Below are 26,193 nucleotides of genomic sequence, written 5' to 3'. Positions count from 1 at the left end.
CACCCCCGAGCAGACTCCGCTACGGGCGGGTGGCGACCGTCAGCAGGACGACGGAGTCCTCGATGGCGGCGAGGGCGTGCCGCTCGGGTGGGATGGTGACATGGTCGCCGGCCGCGCCGTCCCAGGCCCGCTGGCCCGCGGTGAGCCGGACGCGGCCGCGCAGCACCTGGAGGGTGGCCTCACCGGGGCTCTCGTGCTCGGCGAGCTCATGGTTCGCCAGCAGGGCGAGGATCGTCTGGCGCAGAGAGTGTCCCTGTCCGCCGTGCAGCGTGTGGGCGGCCCGGCCGGCGTGGGCCTGGCGTGCCCGGGCCAGTTGTTCCTCGGCGATCGCGGTCAACGAGGTCGTCTCCATCGCGGTTCCCCACCTCACAGGTAGTTGGGCTCGTTCGGTCACGCTGCGGCGAGCAGGAAGACGCCGCCCGCGAGGAGAGTCGCCACCTTGGCCGTCTCGAGGGCGACGTAGACGTGGTGAGCCGACGAACGAGGCAGGTCCTGGCCGGCGAGAACCGCGTCGGAGCGCCGGGCCAGCCGTGGGCGGACGACGGCCAGCTGGGTGGCGAGGACGCCGACGGCCACCGCGAGAACGACGATGGCGGCCAGGCGAGGGGGGTCGAGCGCCAGGACGACGACGACAGCTCCGGCGAGCGCGGCCTCGACCGTGTTGAGTGCCCGGAACACGAGCCGGCCGATGCCGAGCCCGATGGGCACGGTCACCCCCGGGGCGCGGAACTTCAGCGGCGCTTCGAGGAACGAGATCGCCAGCACCATGCCCAGCCACACGAAGGTGACCGCGACAGCTACCGACTCCCCAGCACTCATGATCTTCCTCCAACGGGGACCAGGTGGGCGACGCACAGGTCCGGCTCGGCGAACGCCTCCAGCCGGTCCACCGTGAGCGGTGCATCCCAGGTGTCCAGGGCGCCGCGCATCACGCCAAGATGAACCGGGCACACGACCTCGGCCCGGGTCTCGGTCAGCTCGAGAAACGGGCAGTGCCGCAGCCGGACCGGCGGGGCGGAGTCGGCGTCCGTGCCGGCACCGGGCGGCTCGGGGGCGAAGCCCAGGTCGTCGAGCAGGCGGATCAGCCGCCCGACCGATCGCCCCCAGCCCGGGGCGTCCGCGGCGTCGACGGCGGCGGTGGGCACGGTCGAGGCGGCCCGCCGCCCCCAGGCCCGACCGGCCTCGATGGCGCGCACGGCCGGGTCGGGGCCGGCGGCCAGGCTCTCGGTGAGAATCTCGGCGAGGACCCGGAAGTGGCGCGGCCCGCCCGGATCCATTCCTCGCACCGCTCGGAAGAACGCGCGTGGCCGGCCCGGCCGGTGGCTCTCGGACGGCGCCCGCTCGACCTGCCCGTTCGCGACCAGCGTGTCCAGGTGGAACCGGACGGTGTTCGGATGGACGCCCAGCTCGTCGGCGATCTCGACGATCCCGCGTGATGCCCCCGTCGCCCTGAGCGCCCGCAGTACATCCAGCCGCCGGCTGTCCGGCGACGAGCCGTCGCGGCGGTCCCGCTCGCCGTTGTTCGCCACAGCCGGTACTTTACACAAGTCAGACTTGTAAAAACCAGGGCTGGAGGACAGAAATGACCCGGGATCCGAGAACCCCGCGGGGACGCACCACCACCCTTCTCCCCCGCGTCCTGGTCAACACGGGCGATCTCGCGGCCGGCGTCGGCGAGCCGGCCGTGGCGGGCGCCGTCTGGAAACTGCCAGCCAGCGAGCGCGACCTGGATTCCAACATCATCGCTCTGCCGCCAGGCGGGACCATAGAGGAGCACGTCGGCCCGGACGTCGATGTGCTCGTCCACGTCCTCGCCGGCTCGGGCACGCTCTTCACCGCACGCGACAGTCTCGATCTCGTGCCCGGCGCGTTGCTGTGGCTTCCCCGCCACTCCCGCCGCAGGCTGGCCGCCAGTCACGAAGGCCTGCGCTATCTCACCGTCCACCGCCGCCGCCAGGCCCTCGTCGTGGAATCGGCCCCACCGCCGGCGGTCTGACGGCGGCGTGGACCGGGCCGCCACCCACCCACGCCGCCGCCGCCGCCCAGCGGACTACAGCCAGTCGCGGCGTTTGAGGACGACGTACAGCGTCACCGCGCATACGACCAGGACCGCGAGGCTGGCCAGGAAACCCGACTCCTTGCCGAAACCTGGGTAGGGCACGTTCTGGCCGTAGAAGCCGGTGACCGCCGTCGGCACCGCGATGATGGCCGCCCACGCGGTCAGCCTTTTCATGATCAGATTCAGCCGGTTGCCCTGGATCGTCAGGTTCGTCTCCAGGATCGTGGTGACGAGGTCACGCAGGCTCTCGGTCCACTCGGTCGCCCGCAGGACGTGGTCATAGACGTCCTGGTAGTAGGGCGCCATCTCGGCTGAGACCACGTGCAGGTCGCGCCGCATGATCGTGTTGACGACCTCGCGCATCGGGAGCACGAACCGGCGCAGCAGCACGAGGCTCTTGCGCAGCTGGTAGCTGCGCCGCTGGACCGCGCCGTCGTGCGGGCGCTCGTCGAACAGCATGTCCTCGAGCGCCTCGATCTCGGTGTCGAGCGCCTGCACGGCGGTGAAGTGCTGGTCGACGATGAAGTCGAGGAGACCGTGCACCAGGTGACTGACGCCGAACTGCGCGAGCTCGGGGTCGGCCTCGCCCCAGTGCGCGACCAGACCGTCGACGTCGAACCCCTCGTCGGCGCGGACGGTGACCAGCGCGCGTTCGGTGATGAACGCGCCCACCTCATGGCTGGTCAGCTCGCCGCTGCTCTGGTCGAGGGTGACCGCGTAGGCGTTCAGGAACAGGTGGCTGGGATAGCGGTCCAGCTTCGGGCGCTCATGCGGGCTGACCGCGTCCTCGACGGCCAGCGCGGAAAGGTTCAGCTCGTCGCTGATGACGTGCAGCTCGTCGGTCCGCGGCGCGCAGAGGTCGAGCCACACCACGGTGTCCGGCTCGGCGAGGTAGTCGCTGATGTGGGCGACCGGGAACCCCTCGGCCTCGAGCTTCCCGCCGCGGTACAGCCGGGTGCGGGGCAGCTCCCGGCCGACCCGGTTCGCGGGGTCGGCGTCCGGGTCGACGCGGCACAGATCTCCCGGTCGTCCACCGTCCCCGCCCATGGGGCTCACACTTCTTCCTGGCTTTCTCGTCTCGCCGGCTTTCCCGACCACCAGCGAACTTCGCGGCCACCAGCGAATCTCGCCATCCGAACAGTTCAGTAAACACCCGGCGGTACGAACGGTTCGCTACAGCGACAGCGGTACCTGGACCCCGCCCGGCGGACGGGGGGTGTTCGCGACCGGGTCGATGCCACTCGGGTCGTCGTCGCCCTTCAACCGGGCGGCGACGATCCGAGCATCGTTCGGCACGTCGAACCAGATGTCGAGCGCCACGGCGTCGTGCGCTCCGATCGTCAGGACGTCCGGCTGACGCCTGATCCGCATCGCGTCGAAGCTGCGCGCGTAGCTCTTCCCGGACGCGTCGACGAGGCGCTGGGCGCCGGTGTCGAGATCGTGGAAGGCCGTGTCGACGTTGTTCACGACGATGCCGAGCCGGCAGTACTGCCCGCGGGCCTCCCACTCGGCATGCGTACCGGACACCCAGTGCATCCCGCAGGTGAGCCCGATCGGGCGCAGCGTCATGTTCCCGTAGCGCGCCGCGGCCGCGTGCTGGACCTTCTCACCCGGCCAGGCCGGCCGGATCGGCGGCGAGGAGTCCGGCGCCGACAGCCGCCCCGCGAGGAATCCGGCCCCGCCGCCGACGGCCAGCAGCCCCACGGCGACACCCATCACCAGGACCCACCGCTTGGCACCCATCACAGGTACCTCCTTAGCGATCTCGGGGCCAACGGCCTCCGGGTGCGCGAAAGAAGATTATTTTCGCACCCCCTCTGGCCCTAGACGGCTTCCTCGGTGACGGCGAAGTGCTCGGCGTAGCGGGCGGTGCGGCGGCGCAGCTCGTCCAGGTCCATACCGGTGTCGGCGAAGGTGTACTGGTGGCCGCGGGGCTCGCGGGCGTAGTCACGCGCGAAGCGGGCCATCCGCGCCGCCGTGTCCGCGGACAGCTCGAATCCGAACCGGTCATAGACGGCGCGCGCGGCACCGAGGGCGTCCCCCATGACGTCGGCGAACTGCAGGTCGATGACCTGTCCGGCCGGCACCGTGCCGTCGAGGCGGGCGTCCACGGTCCGCTCGAGACCGTCCAGGATCAGCTCGGCGAACTCCGCGCTGATCTCGGTCACGTCGACGTCGTCGGTGTAGAGGTGGCGCAGCGACGCCAGCATGCTGGCCGTGGAGGCCATGATGCGGGCCGGGTCGCGGTGGGTCTGCACCAGCAGGGCGTCCGGGTACTCGGCGAGCAGCTGCGGCAGCGTCCACACGTGCGCCGGCGACTTCACCAGCCAACGCTCGCCAGGATGCCCGCTCTGCAGCACTTCGAGGAAGCGGCGGTGCCAGGTGTACGAGGCGGCGACGTGGCCGTCGCGCACGGCGTCGTGTGACCACCAGCGCAGGTAGCCGGGAACGCGATACTGGGTCGCGAAGATGGCGCTGGTGAACGCGCTACCGGCGATCCGGCCGCATTCCTGCGCGAGCCCGGCGCCGAGCTGGTGGATGGACCGGAATTCCGGGATGAACATGTCGACGAGCCCGATGAGCTCCTCGACCTGGGCGATCCGGGGGTCGGTCTCGTAGGTCTCGGTCCGCGGCGGCGGCAGCGGGGCCTCGACCTCCCAGGTCAGCGGCGCCCGGTGCGCCGGGTCCTGGGCGAGGACGTCGAACAGCATCGTGGTGCCCGTCCTGGCCTGCCCGATGATGACGATCGGCGGCGCGACGTCGCGATCCCTGATCTCCGGGTGCGCGCGGTGATGGGCGATGATCCGCAGCCGGTTGGCCAGATACCCGCCGAGCTCACCCGCCACGGCGATCTGCCCGAACTCGGTCAGCCGCCCGTCGTTCTCCAGGCTCTTGAGCAGGACGTCCAGCCCGTCGCGCCAGCTGTCCCCGCCGAACAGCTCGTCGTCGCCGAAGTCGTCGAGGCCAGTGGTCTCGCGTGCCGACGCGAGCAGCTCATCCGGGGTCACGCAGTTACCTCCGCCAGTCAGGACCTACCTGGTGTCCACGCCGAACGCCGTGGGAGGGTGTCGCCGACCGCGCAGCGGCCCAGCCAGCTCGGGCCCGTGTGTCCTCAACGCCGCGACGAGCAACCGCTCCCCCAAGGGGCACCTGCCGAGGCCCCGGTCGACGCGACCAGGACGGCACGGACACGGCGCCACACTCGACCCAATGCTCCCAATCAGTCAAACCGGGCAAACCGCGGGGTCGAGTACCCCCTCACCAGCGAACCACGTCGGGCTGCCGACCCAGCGACGGGCCACCGGGCAGTCGGGTGACGGGGCAGCGGGCGGGCGAGCAGGCGGGCGGGGCACGGGCGCTGACGCCGAGGCCGTCTGAGCAGCAACCGCCGATGGACGGGGCACAGACGTCGGTTGCGGATCCATCGCCACCAGCTCGAATCCAAGCTCCTTGCAAGGCCAAACAAAGTCCCACGAGCCTTTGGAAGGTAATCATCTCCATCGCGTTCCGACACTGCGTCTACCGGCTTTCACATGCGCAATACAATGCCGACAGCCCCCCTCTCGATAGATCCCGCATTCGACCCGCCAGCATCTATCCATGAAATAGGAGATGGCAAATACAGAAGGCTCAATCATGGGGTTTAGCCGCCCAGTAAACGGCTTGCGTGACTCCGCATTTCCGACCAGAGTGAACGCATGTTCGAAACAAACGGCGAGGACTCAAGGGATTCAGGAGATGGCGCCGTGCCGTCATTCCGGAACCCTTCGGCCGCGGCCGTCGGCGCGCGGCCAGGCCGGCCCCCGCGGCCAGCGAATTCCGGCCGTGGCCGGTCACAGCCTCGCGAGGGACTGCACGACGCTCGTCGTCGCGTGCCGGCACGCGGGCGCTACGAGCCAGGACGGGGCCAGCGGAAGGCGCCGCGGATTCGGTGAGGGTCTCTGACTCCGACCTCACCGTCGGCGGACCTGCGGTTGGCGAGTCGACCGCCGGTGGGTCCGCGGCCGATGGCCGCGCCGTTGACGGGCCTGCCGTTGACGGGCCTGCCGTTGACGGGGGGCTCGAGGCCACTGGTGGGTTGGCGGCTCGGTTGGTGGCAGTGGGCGCGGTCTTCGACGAGGTGTTGGCGGGTCTGGCTGGGTGTGCCGAGGCGGAGGCGTTCGATCTGGTGGTCGGGCTCGCGCGGCTGGCGTCACGGTTGGAGGGGCTGACGGTCCGGGCGCAGGTACGGCTGGCGGAGCTGCATCCGGCTGTCGGGGGATGTCTGGACGGTGAGGAGGGGGAGGAGGGTGAGGAGGGTGAGCCGTCCTCGCCGTATCTGGGTGACGAACTGGCCGCCGAGCTGGGCCAGTCACCGCGGACGATGACCAGCCGGCTCGACCAGGCCTGGGACCTCGCCCACCGCCTCCCAGCCGCCCTCGACGCGTTGACGGGCGGCGAGCTGGACCAGACCCGGCCACGCGCGCTGCACGCACTCACCCAGGTTCTGTCCGACGGGCAGCGGGCGACGGTCGAGGCACAGATGCTGGCCGGCGGCCGGCTGAGGTCACCCACCCAGTGGCGCCGCAAGATCCACCGAATGATCGGCAGGCTCGACCCCGACGCGGCCACCCGCCGCCACAAGGAAGCGAAGGCCCGGCGGGAGGTGTCGCTCGAACCCGCCGAGGACGGCATGGCACTGCTGTCGGCGACCCTGCCCGCCGAGGACGCCCGAGCGGTCTTCGATCTCGTTGACCGGATCGCCAGGAACGACGCCCACCATGACGGCGACACCCGACCGATCGGCGCCCGGCGGGCCGACGTCCTGACCGCCCTGCTCCTCGGGAACCGCCACGAGCGGGTCACGGTCGAGATCCAGGTCATCGCCCCCCGTCGGCACTCTCACCGGACTCGACGACAACCCCGCCGAGCTGGTCGGCCACGGCCCGATCCCCGCGCACATCGGCCGGGTACTGGCCGCGGACGCCCACTGGCGAAGAGTCCTGACCGACCCCCGGACCGGCACCGTCCTGGACCTGAGACACCGCCGCGTCCCGACCCCTGCACTCGCCAGGCTTGTCCGCCACCGCGACACCCGCTGCGTCTACCCCGGCTGCGCCATGCCCGCCGTCGCCTGCGACCTCGACCACACGATCGCCAGGGCCGACGGTGGCCGCACCGCGCTGGACAATCTGGGCCCGCTCTGCCGCCGCCACCACGTCATGAAACATGGTCAGGAATGTCATTTCCCGCACTCGTGCAGAGGTGGGCCGTGGTCGTGGGTCCGCCATCGTGGCTAATTGGCGCGACGGGCGCGGCGAGCCTCGGGATGATGCGGGCGTGGATGACTGGCCGGATCAAGTCCCGTCTCCGCGGCTCGTCGCCGCCTGGCGGGTACTGGACACCGTGCCGACACGGCGGGTCCCTCTCTGGGCCGCGCACTGGCTGGTTGCTGGCTACGACGGCGAGGCTCTCGTCGAACTCGCGGGGCTCAGCGGACGTGACCCTGGCCCCGTCCACGAACTGCTCGGGGCAGCCCTGGGCGGCTGCGGCCTGGACGGGGCCGATCTCGGCACCGCGCAACGGGATCGCAGGCGCGCGGCCGCCGTGACCGCCTTCACCGCCATCGCCGAACTACACGCCCAGGGACGCGCGACCGAACAATGGGTGCTGCGCACGGTGTACAGGATGCTTGACCCCGATAGGAGGCTTGTGTCGGTTATTGATGAGTCGGTCGCCAGCCTGCCACTGGGCCAGCTGTACCTCCTCGCCGACGAGTGGAAGTTCCTGGAGAGCCCGACCGATGATCAGATTCGGGCGATTGTCCAGCAGGCGTGCCGCGAGCAGCTCGACGCGGCCGTCAACAGCTCAGCCCCGACCGCCCGACCAACCAGCACGACAGCAGCACCAAGGAGCTGAACCGCCCGGGGGTGCTGGCAGCCGTATGGTCGAAGATCACCGGCGCGCTCGCTCGGCCGGGCGGCCATTGGAGGCAGGCCCGCAGGTCGTAGTCGTCGCCGCCAAGTCAGGTGGAGGCCTTACCCAAGGCCGAGGGTGGCGATTGGTGTGGTTGCGCAGGCGAAGTGTCGATCTCCCGCGCCAGGCCGCTTCTTCCGATTGAAGAGCACAGCGTTGACGGTGATGAGCCTGCCGGCAGCGGTGGCCACCGATGACAGTCGATGATCTGGTGGGATTTTCGGAGCTGGGACTCCGAAAATCCCACCAGATCATGAACTGCCCGGCGATCTGGTGGGATCATGGGTGCGGATTGGCGCGCTGCTCCGATTTTCCCGCCAGCCGATCAGACGGAGAAGTCGATCCGCACTTCTGTGACGGCGAACGCACCGGCCGACGTGTCAGCCTCGGTGATCGCGGTTTGTGCACTGCCGTGGTTGCCGGCGAGGCCAGATCGTGACCACCCGAGTGCACAAACAGCGATCAAGCCGCAGGCCCGACTGTCGGGGGCCGCAGTCGGGAACTCGCACGTCACAGTCCTCTGCGTCAAGCCACACATGTAGGCCTTGACCACAGCCCAGGATGGCAACTAGACCAGCCCGAACCAGGGATGTTCATCTGGACCACCCCCACCGGCCGGACCCACCGCAACGACACCACCACCACCACCACCGAAGAAGAAGGTCTCCTCCCTCACGAAGACCCCCACACCTGGACCACCAACCCAGCCAGCACGACACCCACCACCCGAACCACGACACGACCAGCCACACCGAACACGCGGTCCGCGACCGACGTTTTCTGCCCGTTCTAGAACCGCCCAACGGCACGTCGTCGGTCAGGACGCGAGGCCGGCTGCGGACAGTTCTCGGGCAAAACAAAACGCCGTCCGGGCTCGGCCCGAACGGCGAAATGGCTTCAGGGGTACAAAGCAGCCAAGATCATGTTTCGAACGTGGCAACTCTTGTGGAGGTGAGGGGACTCGAACCCCTGGCCTCCTCCGTGCGAGGGAGGCGCTCTACCAGGCTGAGCTACACCCCCGGAAGCACTTCGCAGCTTACAGGACGGACGCACGGATGTGGTTGAGAGGGCGACTGGGATCTTCCAGGACAATCCGGCCAGCTGGCGGGTCGGTCGGGAACGCGGCGAAGGGCGCCACGAGCGCCGGAACCGGTGGTCAACGCGACGAGGTCGCCGCCGCGGGACGGCCTTCCCGCAAGGCTGTCCGGGCGGACGGCACCAGGCCGCCGGGAAGGAGCTCGGCGGCGACGGCGACCGCACCGGCCAGGGCGTGACGGGGGCGTTCGGAAGCGGCTGGGCCCCAGTGGACGAGCTCGGGTTCCGCCGCGGCCAGCAGCGCGGCGAAGATCTCGGCAGCGTCTCCGGAACGCAGCAGGCCTGCCTCGTAGCCCCGCCAGCCGCGCTCGCGCGCGCCGTCGAAGACGACCAGATGGTCCGGCGCCTCGTGGGCGCCGGTGAAGGCGATGCGAGTGCCTTCGGGCACCGCCACCCCGGTCAGGGGCAGTGGCCGGTGCTCCCACAGCTCCAGGCTGTCCTCGGGCAGGACGTCGCGATCCCACAGCGGCACCTGCCAGGCAGAACGACCAGGCCGGTAGAGACCAAGTTGGACGCGGACGCCGCGGCAGCGCAGGTGCAGGCCCCAGCCGTCGGGGCGCACGGCGCGCAGCTCCACGGGCACAGCCGTGCTGGCCGGGCAGAGCAGGTATCCGTCGTTCCGGAGCCGGGCAAGCCAGGCTTCGAACGTCACGGCGGCTGCCTTTCGATGGTGGTGGTCGGTGTCCGCCCAGCCCGGCCGTCCTCGGGCGTCCCGCCGCCTGTGGGCGTCGCTTCGTGGGCCGACACCCAAACGGCACGGCAACGGCCCGCGAACAGCGACGGCCCGTGAGCAGCGACGGTCCACGAAAATGGCGATGAGGCGTGCACCGCGCGGCGCGGTGGACAGCAGAGCTGGCGAGTGTGCGATGGCTTTGCCTGTCGCCAGGCGATCCCTCGGGTCGGACGATCACCCTCGGACAAGCGATCACCTTCGGGACGACGATCACCCTCGGTCGGACGATCAGCCCCGGGCACCGCCGGTCGAATCGGGCTCGATGTCGGGGTGTTCCCGGAGCGCGGTCGCGACCATCGGCAAGGCGTCAGGATCAGCCAGCTCGGAACCCCTCGCGTCCCGGGCCACCAGCCATACCTGGCTGGCCGGCGGCGCTAGACGTCGCCGCGGGATGAACGAACGCGGGCGTCAGCGGACGCGAGGGCGTCGACAACGACAACACCGCGGACAGCGCGCGCCGGCCGCCACGCCAAGGGGCGTGAGGCTCGGCTGCACACGGTGGGTCACGAGCCCATTATGCACGTCCGCGCTCCAACGTTCCGCCCACGCGACGCCCCGTGCAAGCTGCCGCCGCCGAACCGGTCCTTCACCCGCTACCAGCACAAACAGGGGCCATCCGACGTCTCAGCCGGCAGCCGCCGGACCGCGGACAGCCCGCCATGACACCTCGTCCTGACGGCTTCCGAGCCTGCCGGACAGCCAGACACCTATCTGAGACGCGCGCCACGCGGCGTGAGGCGGCGCGGGGCACGGGACTGCGCCCCCCGCCACGTGGCGGGGGCTGTGGGGAGGGTCAGCTGCCGACGGCGGGGCGCAGGACGTGGACCGCGGCGCCGCCCTCCTCGCGGCCGGCCACCGCCGGCTCGCCGACGGCCGGCGCGCCGGTGGAGCCCGGGCGCCCGCGTTCGCGGACGTGACGGCCGGGGGCGCGACGACGGTACCGCCGCCGCCGGCGGGGCGGTGAGGCCGCCGTGGGTCCCGGGCGGGTTCACCTGCACCCGCCCGGGCCGTGAGGTCGACGGGCGGGCATTGGGGCGCGCGGCCGGGCGCGCGCCCGTCACCCGCACGTTGTTGGTGTACGTCTCATCCTCGCCGGTGGCCGGTGGGCTCGTTTCGGCCCCGCCGGACGCCCCCGCGACCACGGTCGCGGCCGCGACATAGCCGCCGAGGTCGACGGTCTGCGCGTGCGCGGTCGCCAGCTCCTCCTCGGTCAGCGGCGGCCCGTCGTCTCCGGACAGCCGGACGGGGGCGTACTCCGGCGAGGCCAGCCGGCCGGCCTGGCCGCTGGAGACGCGGGGCCGCCCGGCGAAGTCGCCGTCGGCGGGCTCGGCGCGGTGGCCCGCCCCCGAGCGCGACGCCGAGGAAGTCTCCCGGGCGGAGGTGGGCGCCGACGAGCCTCCTCCGGCCATGCGCTGACGCGGATCGGCGGCGGCCCTGCTGGTGGCGGCGGCCGAGCCACGCCCGGCCGTGGGCCGGCCCGCCGACACGGGTGGCGCCCCCGTCTGCCGGCTCGCGCGGCGCGCGGCCCGCTCCGTGGCGATCCGGCGGTCGCGGGCGGCGCGGGACGCCGCGAGTCGCCGCTCGGCCCGGGTGGAGCGCCGAAGATGCGCGAGGTAGACCGTGAGCCCGACGTCGACGAGCAGCTGCACGACGATCCACATGCCGGCGAGACCGGCGGCGAGCCCGATCGTGATGGGCACGGCGGCCAGCAGAACCAGGAGCCGCTGACGACGCAGCCGCAGCAGCGCGCGACGCCGTGGGTCGGCTATCCGCGCCGGTGGCACCGGCCGCGTCGGCCCCACGGCCACCGTGTGCGCGGTCTCGTCCGGCTCGCCGTCGCCCAGGGCGACGCCGTCCGCCGCGGGAGTGCCCGCGCGAGGCGGCGTTGCCTGCCCGCCGGGGTGGCGGCCCTGGCCAGTCAGCCGGCCCGATCCCGACGCGGTGCCGCTGGTCGCGGCGAGGCGCGCCGAGCGGGCCTGGGCGGCCGGCCCGGTGTCGAGGCGCGGCCCACTCAACCGGGACACCGGCGCGCTCTCGGGCGCCGTCCCGATCATCTCGTCGTCCGCGTCCGCCGCCTCGTCCACGCCCTCGGTCTCAGGCTGCCCGGAAAGGTCCACGCGGTCCACACGGTCCACACGGTCCAGATCGTCCACGTCCACATGGACATCAACATCGACGTCGACATCGATGACTCCGCGCACGGTGGCCGGCGCGGGCTGAGCGCGCCCGCCCCGGCGGGAAAGGACACGCATCGCGGTGGAGAAGCGGTCGGCGGAACGCTGCTCGAGCGCGCCGTCATGATGCCGCAGCCACATCGGGATGAGGACGAAACCCCAGACGCCGACGATCGCGAGCCAGATCAGTGCGCTCATACGGTGACCGCCCAGCTCGAGCCGCGGCACACACGGGTGCCCCGGCATCCCTGGCGGCCGGCGACTACCTGCGCCGGAACCACCCGGCAGCCGTGGCGACGGCGCTTGGGCGACGCCGAACGCGCACGGAGCGCGGGAGTGCCGGCCATGTAACACCTTCCTTGTCGTGGTGTGCCTTTGGCGGTGGGTTTCCGATTTCTTGCTTGACGCTAGTGAGGGAAATCCGTCCGGTCACCGACCACCAACCCGCGTGTCGCGCAACAGCTGGCACTCGTCAAGCGCGCGAGCCCCAACACCCCCTGCGGGGGCGCGAAACCCGCCGTCTGAGTACCCACCTGACCGGCACGCGGCCGCATCTCGGCGACCGGGCCGCATTCTCGCCGCGTCACGACGGCGCGACTCGCGACTCAGGACCACGCCGGCGGGCCGGCTAGGCCGGCTAGGCGAAGCGCACAGGCCAGCTGGGCGAAACGCGCACGCCGGAGCGTGGCCCTGGCCGTCTGGCCCTGGCCGTCTGGGCCAGGCCGTCGGGATCGGGCCGTCGGGATCGGGCCGTCAGGGTCGGGCGGAACGAAGCGCGTGCCACCGGCTGAGCAGCCCTTCGGGCACGTCCTCCGTGGTGAGCGCGTAACCGACGTGGTCGCGGTAGAAGCCGTCGATGGCCAGGTAGCGCCGGTGCATACCTTCCTCGCGGAATCCCAGCTTCTCCAGCACGCGACGGCTCGCCACGTTCTCCGGTCGCACGTTCGCCTCTATGCGGTGCAGTCCGACGGGCCCGAAACAGTGGTCGACGACGAGAGCGAGCGCCGTCGGCGTGATGCCGCGCCCGGCGTGCCCCTGGTCGACCCAGTAGCCGACGTGCCCGCTGTTGAACGCCCCGCGCACGATCGTCGACACCGTGACCTGACCCACCAGCGCCCCGCCGTAGAAGGTCGCGAACGGCAGAGCGATGCCCGCCCTGGCCTGCTGGCGCAGCCGGCGCAGCATCTGGCTGTAGATGTTGAGCGTCTGGCGCTGCGCCCAGCTGAGCCGGAAGGACGTCACGCTCGGCGGGGTCGCCTCCCAGGGCGCCAGCCAGTCGCCGTTGCGCCGGCGCATGTCGACCCAGGTCGGTCCGTCGCGGACCCGCAGCGGGCGCACCTCGATCGGGCCGTCGACCAGCCGCGCGGGCCAGCCCGGCGCGTTCACGGGCTCGCTGCCGGTTCCGCGCCCGCGCCACCGGCGTCGGGACCGTCGACGCCCGGGCCGCCAACCTGCCGGCCACCGGGCTGATGGTCACTGGCCTGGTGGCCGCCGGCCTGGTGGCCACTGGGCTGGTGGCCGCCGGGTTGGTGGTCGCCGGCACCGCGCAGCTGGTCGACGGCATGGCCGACGACCGGGCCGAGCACGGCGAGGCCGTCGCGCACGCCACCGGTCGAGCCGGGCAGGTTCACCACGAGCGTCCGGCCGGCGACGCCGGCGAGCCCGCGGGAGAGCACCGCGGTGGGCACCTTGGCCTGCCCGGCCGCGCGCAGCGCCTCGGCGAGGCCGGGCACCGCCCGCTCGATGACGTCGGCCGTCGCCTCCGGGGTGACGTCGCGCGGCGCGAGCCCGGTGCCGCCGGTGGTGACGACCAGGTCGGCCCCCGCGGCGATCGCCGTCCGCAGCGCCGCGACGATCTGGGCGCGCTCGTCCGGCACGACCGTCGGGCCGTCGACGGCGAAGCCCATCCCGGCCAGCCCTTCGGCCAGCACCGGACCTGACCGGTCCGGGTAGCTGCCACGGAACGCCCGGTCGGAGACGGTGACGACGCTGGCCCGCGCGCCTTCCGGCAACCCAGCGGTCCCGCTCACGGCTGACCTTGCTCCTCGTCGTCCTTCTTCGCGGTGGCGGCCTTCATATCGATGCTGGCCTTCTTATCAAGGCCGGCGGTCGTCGCGGTAACGGCCGCCGCCTCCGGGCGGCGCCAGTCGCCGTGCCGGCCGCCCGACTTCGCCAGCAGCCGGACGCCGGTGAGCTCCGCCGCCGGGTCCACCGCCTTGACCATGTCGTGCAGTGTGAGGCCGGCCACCGCGACCGCGGTGAGCGCCTCCATCTCGACACCCGTACGGCCGGTCGTCCGCACCGTGGCGGTGATCTCCACGGCGTCGTCGCGAACGGCCAGGTCGACGGTCACCCCGGACAGCGCGAGCGGATGGCACAGCGGCACGAGCTCCGAGGTCCGCTTCGCGCCCATGATCCCGGCGATCCGGGCGGTGCCCAGCGCGTCTCCCTTCGGCACGCCCTCGCCGCGCAGCAGCTCGACCACGGCCGGGCTCACCAGCAGGCGGCCGCCAGCCGTGGCGGTGCGAACGGTGACGTCCTTCGCGGACACGTCGACCATCCGGGCGGCGCCGGTCTCGTCGACATGGGTCAGCCGGGGAGTAGGCGGCGGGGTGGCCATCTAGATGTCGATCTCCGGGGTGTCGGTGACGGCCGCGGCGGCGAGCAGGGCGTCCGCCGGGTCGGTGGCGAGCAGGATGGCGGTAAGCGGCTTGCCCGGCTCCACCTCGGTCACGTCCTCGGGGACGACCAGCAGCGCGTTCGCCCCCGCCGCGGCGGACAGCTGATGCGATCCCTGGCCGCCGGCCGACCACGCGACCAGGCCACCGTCCTCCCCTCGGCCGACCCGTACCCGCAAGTAGGAGCGCTTCCCGGCGGGCGAGGCCAGAGCCTCGGCGGCGGTAACGATCAGCCGCGGACGGCCAGGCCCCACCAGTCCGCGCATCCTGCGCAGCGCCGGCCGGACGAACAGCTCGAACGACACCAGGGCACTCACTGGGTTGCCGGGCAGCGTGAAGACCGGCACACCGTCGATCACGCCGAACCCCTGCGGCTTGCCCGGCTGCATCGCGATCCGGTCGAAGGTGACCTCGCCGGTGGCGGCGAGCACCTCCTTGACGATGTCGTGCGCGCCGACGCTCACCCCGCCGGTGGTGACGACCGCGTCCACCATGGGCAGCACCGCGCGCAGCGCCGCCTCGAACCGGGCCGGGTCGTCCGGCACGCCGATCAGGCGGCGAACCTCGGCCCCCGTCTCGCGGGCCGCCGCGGCGACCGCGTAGCTGTTCGAGTCAACGATCTGGCCGGGGCCGACCCGCTCGCCGACGTCGACGAGCTCGCTGCCGGTGGACAGCACCGCGACTCGCGGGCGCGGGTGAACCGGCGGACGGGCGATGTTGATCGCGGCGAGCAGGCCGATCTGGGCGGCGCCGAGAGGCGTCCCGGCGGTGAGCACGAGGGTGCCGGGGGCGACGTCCTCGCCGGCGCGGCGGATGTGCAGGCCCCGGCGGGCCGGCTGGTAGACGGTCACCGTCTCGGTGCCGCCGTCGGTCCACTCCACCTGGACGACGGTGTCGGCGCCCGGCGGGAACGGCGCGCCGGTCATGATCCTCACCGCGGTGCCCGCGGCGACCTCGCCCGGCCGCGCCGCGCCCGCGGCGATCTCCCCGGTCACCGGCAGGCGCACCGGGGCGTGCTCGGAGGCCGCCGCGATATCAGCCGAACGCACCGCGTAGCCGTCCATCGCGGAGTTGTCGAACCTGGGAATCGCCATGGTCGCCCGTACATCGGCCCCCAGCACACAGCCATGGGCCTCGGCCAGGGGAATGCGTTTCGCCGGCAACACCTCGACCGTGCGCAGAATGTCCGAAATATGCTCGTCGACCGTCTTCATCGGCGCTTGACCTCCATAACCCGTGGAACGCGTTCCACGGACGGCCCGATCAACCCGCGTCCTCCGTCGCGAGTTGTGACGAGCCTTGGCCCGACGTCCGGACGCCGAGCACCTCGGCCGACGGCGTCCAGCCTCTCCGACGACCGGCCGCCGACCGGCGGGCCTGGCGTTCACACGTCCCAGACCCCGCAGCGTTCCGGCGGTACACCACCGGCGTCAAGCGATCGCCGCCGGTTTGTGCACAGGCACCCTCGGGCTACGCCGGATCGAGGCACCGGGCGCGGCCCGGCCACGACCCACGCCGCCAGGCCAATCACTCATGGTCACCAGTATGCGCCGCCGACGACCGCCGTCGATTCCTGACGAGACCCCGGCCGGCGCGGCTCCGGCACGCAGGGCTACCCAGCCGCGGCGCGCCCGTCCGCGATAGTGAGTGGCGGGCGGTCAGTGGGAAAGAAGCACCGCGCCCTGACGGCCCGGCGAGCATCTTCCCCTCCGGCTCTTTTGGGGGATGCCGGGTCAGCTGTCGGCCTTCGGGCCGCCACCCGCGACGTACTCCTCGAGCCAGGGGTAGAGCTCGGGGCCGAGGTCAGGCCGCTCGCAGGCCAGCCGGATGATCGCCTTCAGATAGTCGATCCGGTCGCCGGTGTCGTAGCGGCGGCCCGTGAAGACCACGCCGTGCACCGGCTCGCCGGCCTCGTCCGCCGCCATCGCCAGCTCGCGCAGCGCGTCGGTCAGCTGGATCTCACCGCCGCGGCCGGGCCCGGTGCGTCGCAGCACGTCGAAGACGACCGGCGAGAGCACGTAGCGCCCGATGATGGCGAGGTTGCTCGGTGCCTCGGCGACCGGCGGCTTCTCGACCAGGTCGCGGATCCGCACCGTCTCGTAGCGACCATCGGCCCGCACCGGCTCCGGGTCCACGGTGGCCACGCCATACAGCGAGACCATCTCCTCCGGGACCTCCATGAGCGCCACGACGCTGCCGCCGAACTGCTCCTGCACGGCCAGCATCTCCGGCAGGAGCGGGTCACGTTCGTCGATCAGGTCGTCGCCGAGCAGCACGGCGAACGGCTCGTCGCCCACATGACCGGCACCGCAGAGCACCGCGTGTCCAAGGCCCCGCGGCGCGCCCTGCCGGACGGAATGCACCTCGCCCAGCTCGTTCGAGGCACGGACCCGTTCGAGCCTCGTGGCGTCGCCCTTGCGTTCGAGCACCAGCTCCAGCTCGGCGTCGCGGTCAAAGTGGTCCTCGATGGCCTTCTTCGACCTACTCGTGACGAGCAGGACATCCCGCAGGCCAGCCCGCGACGCCTCCTCGACCACGTATTCGATGGCCGGCCGATCGACGACGGGCAGCATCTCCTTGGGCACAGCCTTCGTCGCCGGAAGGAACCGGGTCCCGAGGCCCGCAGCCGGAATTACCGCCTTCGTCACTGGCATAGCCGAAACCTTAGTGGCCCCAACTGTCGGAGGCACAGCCATGGCCGCACGGCTCGGTAAACACCACACCGTCCGCGAGGTTGCCGTCCGGTGGCCGACGGGCGGCCGGCCACCAGGAGCGCGTCGACCGACGGCCATGCCTTCGTTCTGACCGCCGCCGTGGGCGCCGGTGATCCGCATGCGCCGACGCCTCCCGTCAGGCACCGTCTTCGGGCAGTCTTGACCCGTGTCGGAGTGGGGCAGGGCGCTGGACGGCGCCGACCTGACGGCCCACGCGAAGGCGGAGCTTCGTCGGCTGGTCGCGGCACGCCGGAGCGGCGCCGAGCCACGGCCGGCGCCCGACGCCAGGCTCGGTCCGTCGGCGGGCACCGGACCACGGACCGCCCGGGCCGGCGGCGCCGGGATCGCGGGCCGGGTGCTCGCCCTGCCCGAGGTCACCAACGCGGTCTGGGTGGCGGCGTTCGTCGGCCTGCCGGGCGAGCCCGACACGCGACCGTTGCTGGCGGCCCTGCGCGCCCGCGGCGCCCGGGTGCTGCTGCCGGCGGTCCGGGAGGATCTCGACCTCGACTTCCGCGAGTTCACCGGCGCCCTCGTCCCGGGAGCGCTGGGCACGCGAGAGCCACCCCCTGCGGCGCCGGCCGTCGAGCTCGCGGCCGCGGACGTCGTGCTCGTCCCGGCGGTCGCCGTCGACCGGCACGGCCGCCGCCTGGGCCGTGGCGGCGGTTCCTACGACCGCGCCCTGCGCCGGGTCCGTCCCGAGGCGACGCTGGTCGCCGTCGTCGACGACCTCGCTATCGTGGACAGCGTGCCCGTCGACGCGCACGACCTGTCTGTCTCCGTCATCGTGACGCCCACCCAGGTCGTACGCCGCGGACCGGTGTGACGGTTCGGATACCCGTTCGCTGGCTCCGGCGGGAACGTGACGCCGGCCAACCGGTTACAGTTGGCAGTCGTTACTGTCGAGTGCCAACTCCTGGGGAGGAGACCGTGCCGACGTACCAGTACCGCTGCACCGCCTGCGGCAATGACCTGGAGGCCGTGCAGAGCTTCAGCGACGCCGCGCTGACCGAGTGCCCGGTCTGCCAGGGTCGGCTGCGCAAGGTCTTCAGCTCGGTTGGCCTGGTGTTCAAGGGCAGCGGGTTCTACAAGACCGACAGCCGCTCGGGGTCGTCCGCGACCGCGCCGGCGCAGCGCACCAAGGAGGCCGCGGCCGAGGGCGGCGGCAAGGAGACCGCGGCGGACAGCGGCGGCAAGAGCACGAGCTCGGACGCGGCGAAGTCCACCGCGACGCCGGCCGCCTCGAGTGCCTCCTCCTCGTCCGCCAGCGGTGGTGGCAGCGCGGCCAACGCCGCCTGACCTCGCCGCTGCCGCCCGGCTCCGCGCCTCCGCCACGGTCGCGCCAGGGTCCCGCCCCGATCGGGGCGGGACCCTCTGCTGACGGGACCCCTGTTGATGGGACCCCTGCCGACTGGTCTCCCTGCCGACTGGTCTCCCTGCTGACTGGTCTCCGATTGGCGCCCCGTACGCGCGGACCGACCGGTCAATCGGCGAGGAAGGGCGATGCGGCCTATCTAGCCCAGTTTGGTAACGGACGTTCCGTTTAACCGGCAGCAATAAGGCACCCAGTGCCATCAAAGCGTCGGCGGAAGACAACCCGGACGCCACCAACGGGTGAAGCGCCAGGCGTTTGACGGTCCGGACCGCTACGACTTGCGCCTTCGGTAGTGATCGATGATCCACGCATCGACCTCTCGCTTGCGCCAGACCCGAGTTCCTTTGGCCCCACTGCCCGCGGGTGCGTTGATGACCTGCAAGGGGTCGGGGAACTTTGGGTCCTTACGAGTCCAGTAGTCCACCGCCTGACGCGTGATCTTGAGCTGGAACGCGATGTCCCCGATACCGACCAACTGCTCACCGTCGTCCACGGCGGACATCGTAGCCACTTTGCTCGCGCAAGATAGACACTAGGGCTGTTTTGCTTTCCAGCGATAAGTTGCGGATGAATCCGGTCCTCATCGCGCGAGCGAACCGGAGGCGACTGGCACCACGCACCGAGCCCGAGCACACGCACAGGGAGCAGGATCGAACCATGACAAGCGAAAGCCTGCCCAAGGATGGCCGAACGGAGGACGGGATTCCGGCGGACGCTTCCGCGCCGCCCGCTCTTCCCGCGCCGTCAGCACCGCGGGTGGCGCGGCGTCACCTCGACCTTGACTGGGAACGCGAGCCCGCGCAGGGCGTCGACCCCGAGGACTCGCTGCGCGGTGGGGGCGACAACCTCGCCCGCCTGCTGGCGGACGTGCCCCCGCACCACGTCGACTAGAGGGCCAAAGGGTGTGCGAAAATGATCTTCTTTCGCGCACCCGGAGGCCATTGTCGTCTGGATCACTGAGGGGCCGCGTGGGAAGGGCTGGAAGGACTGTCGTCGTCAGCGCAGATTTCCCGCGGCATCCAGGAGCCGCGCGGCGAACTCGGCCGGCGCCTCCAGGTGGGCCGCGTGGCCGCAGTCGGCAAGCACCCGAACCGTCACGCCCAGCTCGCGCCGCAACAGCTCGGCGGCGCGGTGGCGGACGTCCGGGGAACGCTCACCGACCGTGACGATCACCGGGCCGGGCGTCGGCCCCGGCGCGGCCGGCTCGAAGCGCAGGAACATCGCCAGGTCGCGCGCGACCGCGCCCGGGTCGAGCGGCGCGTCCGACGGCCGCCAGCGATCCCCGTAGAGCGTCCGCCCAAAGGCCGCCACCCCGCCGGTCTCGAACGCGGCCGCCATGGGCGCGAGCAGGCCGGGCAGCAGCGACCCGACGGCCGGCTCGTGCAGCACCGCGGCCCCGATCGGTACCCCGGCCGCCAGCGCGGCCAGGCCCAGGGTCGCCCCACCGCTCACCCCGCCGAACACCACCGTCCGCGCCGCCTCGAGCTCTGAGGCCTTGGGCCTCGCCGGGGCGGGCACCGGGACGCCGAGCCGTCCGGCGTGCTCGACGGCGGCGCGCACCGCGGCCAGCTCCCGCGCGAGATCGCCAGTGGACGGCCGGTCGGGGGCCAGCACCTGGCGCTCCCCCAGCTCCCGGCGCACCCCGGCCCAGATGGCGCCGGTCGTCGCCGCCCCGTGCAGCAGCAGGAACGACGGCGCGGGCGCCGGCTCAGCCGTCCTCATCGTCGCGGTCACCTCCATCGTGATGGCGTGGTCGCCGGCCAGCCGCCGCGCCCGGTCCAGCCGCCGCGCCCGGTCCGGCGGTCCGGCCGCCATCATCGGTCCGCCACGGCCGCGGGCGGCCGGCGGCGGCGGCCGCGACCCAGGAACGTAACAAGCGGCGCGTTGATCCGAAACACGCGAATCTCTACCGTCACCTGCATGTACACGAGCCTGTATACAGGCTCGTATTCAGAGGGGGAAGGAGGTCGCGAGGTGTCTGGCACCGCCCGTCCGCCGCCCTGGCGCGCCACCCTCCCTTCCCCGCCACGGCCAGGTTCACTGCCGGCCGCCGACCGCCGTCCGCCCTAGGAGGTACGACCATGCTCAGCGTCGTGCCCGCTCAGGGCCAGGATCGGGTGGGGGCCTGGGACACGGCTGTGGCCCATGGCGGATGCTCGGCTGCATGACACCGACGCAGCCGCCGACAGCGCAGCCGCCCGCAGCACGGCCGCCGGGGGCGCAGCCACCGGGCGCGCAGCCGCGCACCGTGGCGCGCCGGTCGCCGGCCAGGACCGTGCCGGTCGGAAACCTGCGCGAGCACGCCTACGTCGCCCTGCGCCAGCGGCTGATGGAGGGCGAGTTCTCCTTCCGCGACCGACTGACCGAGGAACGGCTCGCCGCACTGCTCGGTGTCTCGCGAACACCGGTGCGGGAGGCGCTCACCCGGCTGGCGGGCGACGGCCTGGTCGAGAAACGGCAGGACGGGGGCTACTACCCGGCGGAGCCCGACCTCACCGGCCTGCGCGACCTCTACGAGATCCGGGTGGTGCTGGAGCTGCGCGGCCTGGAAAGGGCACTGGAGTCCGGTGTCCCGCACGAGGCCGCACTCCTGGAACCGTTGCGCGACAGCTGGCGGGCCCTGCGTACGGCGCCTCCCGACCCTGACCCCTCCTTCGTCGCCCTCGACGAGGACTTCCACCTCACGCTTTCCCGGGCGTCCGGCAACCTCGAGCTGGCCAGCCTGCTCGACGCCATAAACGCCAGGATCCGGCCCGTCCGCATGCACGACTTCCTCACCGAGGACCGCATCCTTCTCACCATCGAGCAGCATCTCGGCATCGTCGAGACCGTGCTCACCGGCGACCTGCCCGACGCGGTGCGCAAGCTGCGCAGCCATGTCGGCGAGTCGATGGAGGTCGTGGAGAAGCGGGCCGCCCGCGCAATTACCCAGATGGTGCTCCGCCGAGGCCGCTCACCGCGCCAAGGCCCGTGACACCGCCACGCCGCTCGCCGCCGTCGTCGGCCCGCGGGAGACAGCTCTCCCGCTGACCGTCTTCGCCGGTGCCGCGCGCGGCGGGCCCACGCGGCCGGACGGTCGGGCGTTGCCGAAGGACGGGTCACCCGGACTCCGCGCACAAGACATCGCCATTGTCACGCGCGCTTTTGTCCACCCTTCCTTCGTGCCTTCGAGCATGCCCTCGAAGGCACAGATCCAGCACCGCCCGACGGGCCCGACGAGGACGCATCCTCCCGGGCCGAGGAACCGGAAGGCCGCGATGTCAGAACTGTCCGGGCGCGCGCCCGGAGCCACGCAGGGCCAAAGGGTGTGCGAAAATGATCTTCTTTCGCACACCCGGCGGCCGTCGATCCCGGCAACACAGGGCCAAAGGGTGTGCGAAAATGATCTTCTTTCGCACACCCGGCGGCCGTCGATCCCGGCAACACAGGGCCAAAGGGTATGCGAAAATGATCTTCTTTCGCACACCCGGCGGCCGTCGATCCCGGCAATACCCGCGGGCATGCCATGTCCACGGTGACCGTCGAAGCGCCCGGCGCGACCACCACCGCCGAGCCGCTGCTCGCCGTCACCGGCTTCACCAAGCGGTTCGGCGAGGTGCTCGCCAACACGGACGTGAGCTTCGACGTTCGACCGGGTGAGGTGCACGCCCTCATCGGTGAGAACGGCGCCGGAAAGTCCACCCTGCTCAAGCTGGTCTACGGCATGTACCGGCCGGACTCCGGCGAGATGCGGGTGGCCGGCGAGCAGGTTGCCGTCGGCTCGCCCACACAGGCCCGCGCCCTCGGCATCGGCATGGTCTTCCAGGACCTGCGGCTGGTGCCCGCGTTCACCGTGACCGAGAACTACGCGCTGGCGCTGGCCAGGACCGGGCTCACGCTGCGCCATGGCGAACTGCGCCGGCGCATCGCCGAGGCGAGCGAGTCCTACGGGCTGGCCGTCGACCCGACGGCGCTGGTGCGCCACCTGTCGATCGGCGAGCGTCAGCGCACCGAGATCCTCAAGGTGCTGATGACGGGCGCCCGGATCGTCATCCTCGACGAGCCGACGAGCGTGCTCGCGCCGTCCGAGGTTGACGCGCTGTTCGCGATGGTGAACGGCCTGAAGGCGCAGGGCTTCGGCGTCGTGATCGTCACCCACAAGCTGGCCGAGGTGCGGGCCATCGCCGACCGGGTGACGGTGCTGCGCGGCGGGCGGGTCGTGCTGGGCGGCGTCGACCCGAAGCCGATGACCGACGCCGAGCTGGTCGAGGCGATGGTCGGGCAGACGGTGGCGCCCCTGCCGGCGGAACGGCCGACGGTCGCCTCGGAGGCGCCGCCGGCGCTCGAACTGGTCGGGGTGAGCGCGCTCGGCGACCGCGGGGTCACCGCGCTGCACGAGGTCACCCTGACCGTCCAGCCGGGCGAGATCGTCGGTGTGGCCGGCGTGGCCGGCAGCGGGCAGCGGGAGCTGTGCGAGGTCGCCGTCGGCGCCCGGCCGACGTCGGCCGGCACCGTCCGGGTGAGCGGCCAGGAGCTCGGCCGCGGCGGCCCGACCGCGGGGATCACCGCCGGCGCCGTCGACGTGCCGGAGGACCCGGTGAACGACGCCGTCGTCCCGACGCTGACCGTGCTCGAGCACATGGCCCTGGGCAACCTGCGGGCCTTCCTGCGCCGGATCGGCGTGGACTGGCGCCGGATCGGCAGGCACACGACGGAGATCAACGACCGGGTCAAGCTGCGGATGGCGCCGGCGCACCGCCGAGTCGCCGACCTGTCCGGCGGCAACATCCAGCGCGTGATGCTCTCGCGGGCGCTCGGCCGGGAGGCGAGCCTCGTGGTCGCCGCCTACCCGAGCAGGGGCCTGGACATCGCGACCACCCGGCGCACCCAGGAGCTGCTGCTGGCCCGCCGCGCCGACGGCGCCGGGCTGCTGGTGGTCTCCGAGGACCTCGACGAGCTGATGTCGGTCGCGGACCGGATCGCGGTGTTCTGCGCCGGCCGGCTCACCGGCGTCGTGCCGGCGGCGACCACGAACCGCCAGGAGCTCGGCGCCCTGATGACGGGCGCGCCTGGTCCCACGGAGCAGACCGCCGCGGCCGAGACGGCGACGGCCGACGCGCCGGCGGGCGGCCCGACGTCAGAGGGGGACGAAGGGGCATGAGCGACACGACCATTCCGGCGCAGTTCGCGCCGGAGGACGCGGCGGGCGGGACGGGCGCCGTGGCGACGGCGACCCTTGCTCCCGAGGTACCGGTCGCCCCCGGGACTCCGGGTGCGTCCGCGGCACCGGTCATGCCGGCCGTCGAGAGCCGGCTGACCGGGATCGGCCGCGGGGTGGCCCGGTGGGCGGCCGCGCTCGCCGGCGCGATCACGATCTTCACCGTGCTCCTGCTGCTCAAGGGCGCGAACCCGGCGAGCGTCTACTCCAACGTGTGGACCTCGACGTTCACCCACCAGCAGTCGATCGAGCAGATCTTCATCAAGGCGGCGCCGCTGCTGCTCGGCGCGCTCGCCGTCGTGGTGCCGGCCAGGGCCGGGCTCGTCAACGTCGGTGGCGAGGGGCAGATCGTGATCGGCGCGGTCGCCGCCGGCGGGATCGGCATCTCGCTCGGCGACCGGCTCGGCGGCGGGCTGGTCATGATCCTGATGGTCGTCGCGTCGATGGCGGCCGGGGCGGCCTGGGCGGGGCTCGCCGCGGTGTTGCGCCTGACGGTCGGCATCAACGAGGCGGTCAGCACGCTGCTGATGAACTACATCGCCCTCGACCTGCTGCTCTACCTGATCTACTCGCCGTGGAAGGACCCGCACGGTACCGGGCAGCCGACGACCGCACCGCTCGCGGACACGGCGAAGCTGCCCTACATCGGCACCACCGCGGTCCACGTCGGGATCGTGTTCGCACTGATCGCGACGGCGGTCGTGTGGCTGCTGCTGCGCTACACGACCTGGGGCTTCCGCCTGCGGGTGATCGGCGGCAACCCGGAGGCGGCCCGGCGCGCCGGGCTCCCGGTCGCGCTGCTGCTGCTGTCGGCGATGCTCGTCGGCGGGGCGCTCGCCGGGCTCGGCGGCATGGTCCACTACGCCGGCGTCGAGTACAAGCTGCGCACCGGCATCACCACCAACTTCGGCTACATCGCGTTCCTCGCGAGCTGGCTCGCGCGGCACAACCCGGTGAGCGTCGTGCTCGCGGCGCTCGCGCTCGCGGCCATCACGGTCGCCGGCGACAGCCTGCAGCTCGACTCGGCGCTGCCCGCGGCCACGGTGAACATCCTGATGGGCCTCGTGCTCATCGCCGTCCTCGGCTGGACGACACGCAAGAAGAGCGGGGGGAAGGCGCGATGAGCAGCCTGGTGGTCGACGTCCTGGCCGGCGCCGTCGGCGGCGGCACGGCGATCATGTACGCCGGGCTCGGCGAGACCATCTCCGAGCGCGCGGGTGTGATCAATCTGGGCACCGAGGGCAGCATGCTCGGCGGGGCGCTGGCGGCCTACGCGGCCACCGCGACCTCCGGCAGCCCGTGGGTCGGCGTGCTGGCCGGCATGGGCGCCGGCGCGGCGCTCGCCGCCGTGCACGCGGTACTGGTGGTGGCCCGCAAGGCCAACCAGTTCGCCTCCGGGCTGACGGTGATGTTCTTCGCGCTGGGCCTCACGTCCCTGTTCGGCGCGGCCTACGTCGGGCGGCAGATCCACGCGCTCGACCCGTGGAAGGTACCGGGCCTGTCGTCGATCCCCTGGGTCGGCCAGATCCTGTTCGACCACGACCCGCTGACCTACCTCTCGTTCGCGGTCGCCCCGCTGGTGTGGTGGCTGCTCTACAAGAGCCGGGTCGGCCTGCTGATCCGCACCGCCGGCGAGCACTCCGAGGTGCTGCTCGTCCACGGCTACTCGACGAACGCCGTGCGCTACGTCTCCGTCATCGCCGGCGGCGGGCTGTGCGGGCTCGGCGGGGCGCAGCTGTCGATCGCCTACTCGAACGCCTGGTTCGAGAACATGACGGTCGGTCGCGGCTTCATCGCGGTGGCGCTGGTCATCTTCGCGACCTGGAACCCGCTGCGGGTCATGGCCGGCTCGTACCTGTTCGGCGCGGCGCTCGCGCTCTCGCCCGCGCTGCAGGCTCGCGGCTACGGCATCAACCAGTTCGCCCTGGACGCGATCCCGTTCGTCGTGACGATCCTGGTGCTCGCCGTGCTGGGCAAGCGCACGCTGCTCGCCGCGCCCGACGAACTGCGCCGCGTCTTCGAGACCCGCGCCGCCTAGCGCGAGACCCCGCGCCGCCTGGCGCGAGACCCGCGCCGCGCGGGCCACAAAGCCCCCGCATCGGTTTCTCACCGATCGGCCGGACGGCCGGGATCCTCCCCTGCCCCCCTTTGGCCGTCCGGCCATCTCTCCCTGCCCGTGCGCGCCGCACTGACCCCCGGCGGCGTCATTCCTCCCT

General features: G+C 72.1%; 26 protein-coding genes, 1 tRNA gene and 1 pseudogene. 12 read left to right on the top strand and 16 right to left on the bottom strand.

What is annotated here, in order from left to right; translation table 11 throughout:
- Positions 1–19: 19 nt before the first annotated feature.
- Genes FRCN3DRAFT_RS0209400 through FRCN3DRAFT_RS0209390 form a run of 3 tightly spaced genes read right to left on the bottom strand, consistent with a single transcriptional unit; the run spans position 20 to position 1,529 of the window.
- Positions 20–352, bottom strand: coding sequence for a cupin domain-containing protein (locus tag FRCN3DRAFT_RS0209400; protein ID WP_007514988.1), 333 nt, complete (start codon positions 350–352; stop codon positions 20–22).
- A 38-nt stretch (positions 353–390) separates the two neighbouring features.
- The gene (locus FRCN3DRAFT_RS0209395; RefSeq protein WP_007514987.1) at positions 391–819 is read right to left on the bottom strand and encodes a hypothetical protein; all 429 of its coding nucleotides are present in this window, start codon (positions 817–819) and stop codon (positions 391–393) included.
- Positions 816–1,529 (bottom strand): helix-turn-helix transcriptional regulator, encoded by a 714-nt coding sequence (locus FRCN3DRAFT_RS0209390; RefSeq protein WP_007514986.1) that lies wholly within the window; start codon positions 1,527–1,529, stop codon positions 816–818. Before FRCN3DRAFT_RS0209390 ends, FRCN3DRAFT_RS0209395 begins: the two co-directional genes overlap by 4 nt.
- Before the next feature lie 53 nt (positions 1,530–1,582).
- Here FRCN3DRAFT_RS0209390 and FRCN3DRAFT_RS0209385 point away from each other — a divergent pair, with 53 nt between their 5' ends.
- Positions 1,583–1,996: a hypothetical protein gene (locus FRCN3DRAFT_RS0209385; protein ID WP_007514985.1), complete on the top strand. Its 414-nt coding sequence runs from the start codon at positions 1,583–1,585 to the stop codon at positions 1,994–1,996.
- A gap of 54 nt (positions 1,997–2,050) precedes the next feature.
- Here FRCN3DRAFT_RS0209385 and FRCN3DRAFT_RS0209380 read toward each other — a convergent pair whose 3' ends face one another.
- The 3 genes from FRCN3DRAFT_RS0209380 to FRCN3DRAFT_RS0209370 form a co-directional block, all read right to left on the bottom strand.
- Positions 2,051–3,106 carry a magnesium transporter CorA family protein gene (locus tag FRCN3DRAFT_RS0209380; RefSeq protein WP_198536107.1) on the bottom strand — a complete coding sequence of 352 codons (1,056 nt, stop codon included), beginning with the start codon at positions 3,104–3,106 and terminating at the stop codon, positions 2,051–2,053.
- Between the two features lie 126 nt (positions 3,107–3,232).
- Positions 3,233–3,802 (bottom strand): hypothetical protein, encoded by a 570-nt coding sequence (locus tag FRCN3DRAFT_RS0209375; RefSeq protein ID WP_007514983.1) that lies wholly within the window; start codon positions 3,800–3,802, stop codon positions 3,233–3,235.
- A gap of 80 nt (positions 3,803–3,882) precedes the next feature.
- Entirely contained in the window at positions 3,883–5,067 is a 1,185-nt protein-coding gene (locus FRCN3DRAFT_RS0209370; protein WP_007514982.1) for a sulfotransferase family protein, read from the bottom strand.
- Positions 5,068–5,990: 923 nt separating this feature from the next.
- Here FRCN3DRAFT_RS0209370 and FRCN3DRAFT_RS57400 point away from each other — a divergent pair.
- The 4 genes and pseudogenes from FRCN3DRAFT_RS57400 to FRCN3DRAFT_RS53955 all read left to right on the top strand — a co-directional run.
- Positions 5,991–6,830, top strand: a pseudogene (locus FRCN3DRAFT_RS57400) (DUF222 domain-containing protein); the annotation flags it as partial.
- Positions 6,831–6,969: 139 nt separating this feature from the next.
- The gene (locus tag FRCN3DRAFT_RS57395; RefSeq protein WP_342435683.1) at positions 6,970–7,338 is read left to right on the top strand and encodes an HNH endonuclease signature motif containing protein; all 369 of its coding nucleotides are present in this window, start codon (positions 6,970–6,972) and stop codon (positions 7,336–7,338) included.
- A 40-nt stretch (positions 7,339–7,378) separates the two neighbouring features.
- Positions 7,379–7,957, top strand: a complete 579-nt coding sequence (locus tag FRCN3DRAFT_RS43560) for a hypothetical protein (RefSeq protein WP_007514978.1) — start codon at positions 7,379–7,381, stop codon at positions 7,955–7,957.
- Positions 7,958–8,207: 250 nt separating this feature from the next.
- Positions 8,208–8,453 carry a hypothetical protein gene (locus FRCN3DRAFT_RS53955; protein ID WP_131803584.1) on the top strand — a complete coding sequence of 82 codons (246 nt, stop codon included), beginning with the start codon at positions 8,208–8,210 and terminating at the stop codon, positions 8,451–8,453.
- Positions 8,454–8,960: 507 nt separating this feature from the next.
- Here FRCN3DRAFT_RS53955 and FRCN3DRAFT_RS0209340 read toward each other — a convergent pair.
- The 8 genes from FRCN3DRAFT_RS0209340 to FRCN3DRAFT_RS0209305 all read right to left on the bottom strand — a co-directional run bounded on the left by FRCN3DRAFT_RS0209340 (position 8,961) and on the right by FRCN3DRAFT_RS0209305 (position 17,348).
- Positions 8,961–9,034: transfer RNA gene (locus tag FRCN3DRAFT_RS0209340), tRNA-Ala, on the bottom strand.
- A 136-nt stretch (positions 9,035–9,170) separates the two neighbouring features.
- The gene (locus FRCN3DRAFT_RS43555) at positions 9,171–9,761 is read right to left on the bottom strand and encodes a hypothetical protein (protein WP_007514977.1); all 591 of its coding nucleotides are present in this window, start codon (positions 9,759–9,761) and stop codon (positions 9,171–9,173) included.
- 788 nt (positions 9,762–10,549) lie between these two features.
- Entirely contained in the window at positions 10,550–12,214 is a 1,665-nt protein-coding gene (locus FRCN3DRAFT_RS0209330; RefSeq protein WP_007514976.1) for a gephyrin-like molybdotransferase receptor GlpR, read from the bottom strand.
- Positions 12,215–12,769: 555 nt separating this feature from the next.
- Entirely contained in the window at positions 12,770–13,402 is a 633-nt protein-coding gene (locus tag FRCN3DRAFT_RS0209325) for a GNAT family N-acetyltransferase (protein ID WP_007514975.1), read from the bottom strand.
- Positions 13,399–14,046: a MogA/MoaB family molybdenum cofactor biosynthesis protein gene (locus FRCN3DRAFT_RS43550; RefSeq protein ID WP_007514974.1), complete on the bottom strand. Its 648-nt coding sequence runs from the start codon at positions 14,044–14,046 to the stop codon at positions 13,399–13,401. The genes FRCN3DRAFT_RS0209325 and FRCN3DRAFT_RS43550 overlap by 4 nt, the downstream gene beginning before the upstream one ends.
- The gene (gene moaC, locus FRCN3DRAFT_RS0209315) at positions 14,043–14,636 is read right to left on the bottom strand and encodes a cyclic pyranopterin monophosphate synthase MoaC (protein ID WP_007514973.1); all 594 of its coding nucleotides are present in this window, start codon (positions 14,634–14,636) and stop codon (positions 14,043–14,045) included. The genes FRCN3DRAFT_RS43550 and moaC overlap by 4 nt, the downstream gene beginning before the upstream one ends.
- Positions 14,637–15,908, bottom strand: coding sequence for a molybdotransferase-like divisome protein Glp (glp, locus tag FRCN3DRAFT_RS0209310; RefSeq protein WP_007514972.1), 1,272 nt, complete (start codon positions 15,906–15,908; stop codon positions 14,637–14,639).
- 519 nt (positions 15,909–16,427) lie between these two features.
- A complete protein-coding gene (locus tag FRCN3DRAFT_RS0209305; protein WP_027140399.1) occupies positions 16,428–17,348 on the bottom strand; it encodes a UTP--glucose-1-phosphate uridylyltransferase in 921 nt (306 codons plus the stop codon).
- A 226-nt stretch (positions 17,349–17,574) separates the two neighbouring features.
- Here FRCN3DRAFT_RS0209305 and FRCN3DRAFT_RS0209300 point away from each other — a divergent pair, with 226 nt between their 5' ends.
- Together FRCN3DRAFT_RS0209300 and FRCN3DRAFT_RS0209295 are read left to right on the top strand one after the other, a co-directional pair.
- Entirely contained in the window at positions 17,575–18,231 is a 657-nt protein-coding gene (locus FRCN3DRAFT_RS0209300; RefSeq protein WP_007514970.1) for a 5-formyltetrahydrofolate cyclo-ligase, read from the top strand.
- A 104-nt stretch (positions 18,232–18,335) separates the two neighbouring features.
- The gene (locus FRCN3DRAFT_RS0209295) at positions 18,336–18,704 is read left to right on the top strand and encodes an FmdB family zinc ribbon protein (protein WP_007514968.1); all 369 of its coding nucleotides are present in this window, start codon (positions 18,336–18,338) and stop codon (positions 18,702–18,704) included.
- Positions 18,705–19,051: 347 nt separating this feature from the next.
- Here FRCN3DRAFT_RS0209295 and FRCN3DRAFT_RS0209290 read toward each other — a convergent pair whose 3' ends face one another.
- The gene (locus FRCN3DRAFT_RS0209290; RefSeq protein ID WP_007514967.1) at positions 19,052–19,282 is read right to left on the bottom strand and encodes a hypothetical protein; all 231 of its coding nucleotides are present in this window, start codon (positions 19,280–19,282) and stop codon (positions 19,052–19,054) included.
- 155 nt (positions 19,283–19,437) lie between these two features.
- On the opposite strand from FRCN3DRAFT_RS0209290, the gene FRCN3DRAFT_RS53950 reads away from it, so the two are divergent.
- The gene (locus FRCN3DRAFT_RS53950) at positions 19,438–19,671 is read left to right on the top strand and encodes a hypothetical protein (RefSeq protein WP_007514966.1); all 234 of its coding nucleotides are present in this window, start codon (positions 19,438–19,440) and stop codon (positions 19,669–19,671) included.
- Between the two features lie 105 nt (positions 19,672–19,776).
- On the opposite strand, the gene FRCN3DRAFT_RS43545 is transcribed toward FRCN3DRAFT_RS53950, so the two are convergent.
- Positions 19,777–20,598 carry an alpha/beta fold hydrolase gene (locus FRCN3DRAFT_RS43545; protein ID WP_007514965.1) on the bottom strand — a complete coding sequence of 274 codons (822 nt, stop codon included), beginning with the start codon at positions 20,596–20,598 and terminating at the stop codon, positions 19,777–19,779.
- Positions 20,599–20,944: 346 nt separating this feature from the next.
- Between FRCN3DRAFT_RS43545 and FRCN3DRAFT_RS0209275 the strand changes: the two genes are divergently transcribed.
- The 4 genes from FRCN3DRAFT_RS0209275 (at position 20,945) to FRCN3DRAFT_RS0209260 (ending at position 26,015) form a co-directional block, all read left to right on the top strand.
- Positions 20,945–21,754, top strand: a complete 810-nt coding sequence (locus tag FRCN3DRAFT_RS0209275) for a GntR family transcriptional regulator (RefSeq protein ID WP_083401755.1) — start codon at positions 20,945–20,947, stop codon at positions 21,752–21,754.
- Between the two features lie 531 nt (positions 21,755–22,285).
- Entirely contained in the window at positions 22,286–23,920 is a 1,635-nt protein-coding gene (locus tag FRCN3DRAFT_RS0209270) for an ABC transporter ATP-binding protein (RefSeq protein WP_007514963.1), read from the top strand.
- Positions 23,917–25,101 carry an ABC transporter permease gene (locus FRCN3DRAFT_RS0209265; RefSeq protein ID WP_007514962.1) on the top strand — a complete coding sequence of 395 codons (1,185 nt, stop codon included), beginning with the start codon at positions 23,917–23,919 and terminating at the stop codon, positions 25,099–25,101. The genes FRCN3DRAFT_RS0209270 and FRCN3DRAFT_RS0209265 overlap by 4 nt, the downstream gene beginning before the upstream one ends.
- Complete coding sequence (locus tag FRCN3DRAFT_RS0209260) at positions 25,098–26,015, top strand: ABC transporter permease (RefSeq protein WP_007514961.1); 918 nt, start codon at positions 25,098–25,100, stop codon at positions 26,013–26,015. The genes FRCN3DRAFT_RS0209265 and FRCN3DRAFT_RS0209260 overlap by 4 nt, the downstream gene beginning before the upstream one ends.
- Positions 26,016–26,193: the final 178 nt, after the last annotated feature.

This window comes from Pseudofrankia saprophytica, from assembly GCF_000235425.2.
Classification (GTDB): Bacteria; Actinomycetota; Actinomycetes; order Frankiales; family Frankiaceae; genus Pseudofrankia; species Pseudofrankia saprophytica.
This window is presented reverse-complemented; position numbering and strand designations above follow the sequence as displayed.

Bases quoted from the DNA above. Each gene is read 5' to 3' on its own strand.
- FRCN3DRAFT_RS0209400 (WP_007514988.1), bottom strand. From the start codon at position 352: ATGGAGACGACCTCGTTGACCGCGATCGCCGAGGAACAACTGGCCCGG.
- FRCN3DRAFT_RS0209395 (WP_007514987.1), bottom strand. From the start codon at position 819: ATGAGTGCTGGGGAGTCGGTAGCTGTCGCGGTCACCTTCGTGTGGCTG.
- FRCN3DRAFT_RS43545 (WP_007514965.1), bottom strand. From the start codon at position 20,598: ATGATGGCGGCCGGACCGCCGGACCGGGCGCGGCGGCTGGACCGGGCG.
- FRCN3DRAFT_RS0209385 (WP_007514985.1), top strand. From the start codon at position 1,583: ATGACCCGGGATCCGAGAACCCCGCGGGGACGCACCACCACCCTTCTC.
- FRCN3DRAFT_RS0209270 (WP_007514963.1), top strand. From the start codon at position 22,286: ATGTCCACGGTGACCGTCGAAGCGCCCGGCGCGACCACCACCGCCGAG.
- FRCN3DRAFT_RS0209305 (WP_027140399.1), bottom strand. From the start codon at position 17,348: ATGCCAGTGACGAAGGCGGTAATTCCGGCTGCGGGCCTCGGGACCCGG.
- moaC (WP_007514973.1), bottom strand. From the start codon at position 14,636: ATGGCCACCCCGCCGCCTACTCCCCGGCTGACCCATGTCGACGAGACC.
- FRCN3DRAFT_RS0209260 (WP_007514961.1), top strand. From the start codon at position 25,098: ATGAGCAGCCTGGTGGTCGACGTCCTGGCCGGCGCCGTCGGCGGCGGC.
- FRCN3DRAFT_RS0209290 (WP_007514967.1), bottom strand. From the start codon at position 19,282: ATGTCCGCCGTGGACGACGGTGAGCAGTTGGTCGGTATCGGGGACATC.
- FRCN3DRAFT_RS0209330 (WP_007514976.1), bottom strand. From the start codon at position 12,214: ATGAGCGCACTGATCTGGCTCGCGATCGTCGGCGTCTGGGGTTTCGTC.
- FRCN3DRAFT_RS0209265 (WP_007514962.1), top strand. From the start codon at position 23,917: ATGAGCGACACGACCATTCCGGCGCAGTTCGCGCCGGAGGACGCGGCG.
- FRCN3DRAFT_RS0209275 (WP_083401755.1), top strand. From the start codon at position 20,945: ATGACACCGACGCAGCCGCCGACAGCGCAGCCGCCCGCAGCACGGCCG.
- FRCN3DRAFT_RS0209380 (WP_198536107.1), bottom strand. From the start codon at position 3,106: ATGGGCGGGGACGGTGGACGACCGGGAGATCTGTGCCGCGTCGACCCG.
- glp (WP_007514972.1), bottom strand. From the start codon at position 15,908: ATGAAGACGGTCGACGAGCATATTTCGGACATTCTGCGCACGGTCGAG.
- FRCN3DRAFT_RS53955 (WP_131803584.1), top strand. From the start codon at position 8,208: ATGACAGTCGATGATCTGGTGGGATTTTCGGAGCTGGGACTCCGAAAA.
- FRCN3DRAFT_RS0209375 (WP_007514983.1), bottom strand. From the start codon at position 3,802: ATGGGTGCCAAGCGGTGGGTCCTGGTGATGGGTGTCGCCGTGGGGCTG.
- FRCN3DRAFT_RS53950 (WP_007514966.1), top strand. From the start codon at position 19,438: ATGACAAGCGAAAGCCTGCCCAAGGATGGCCGAACGGAGGACGGGATT.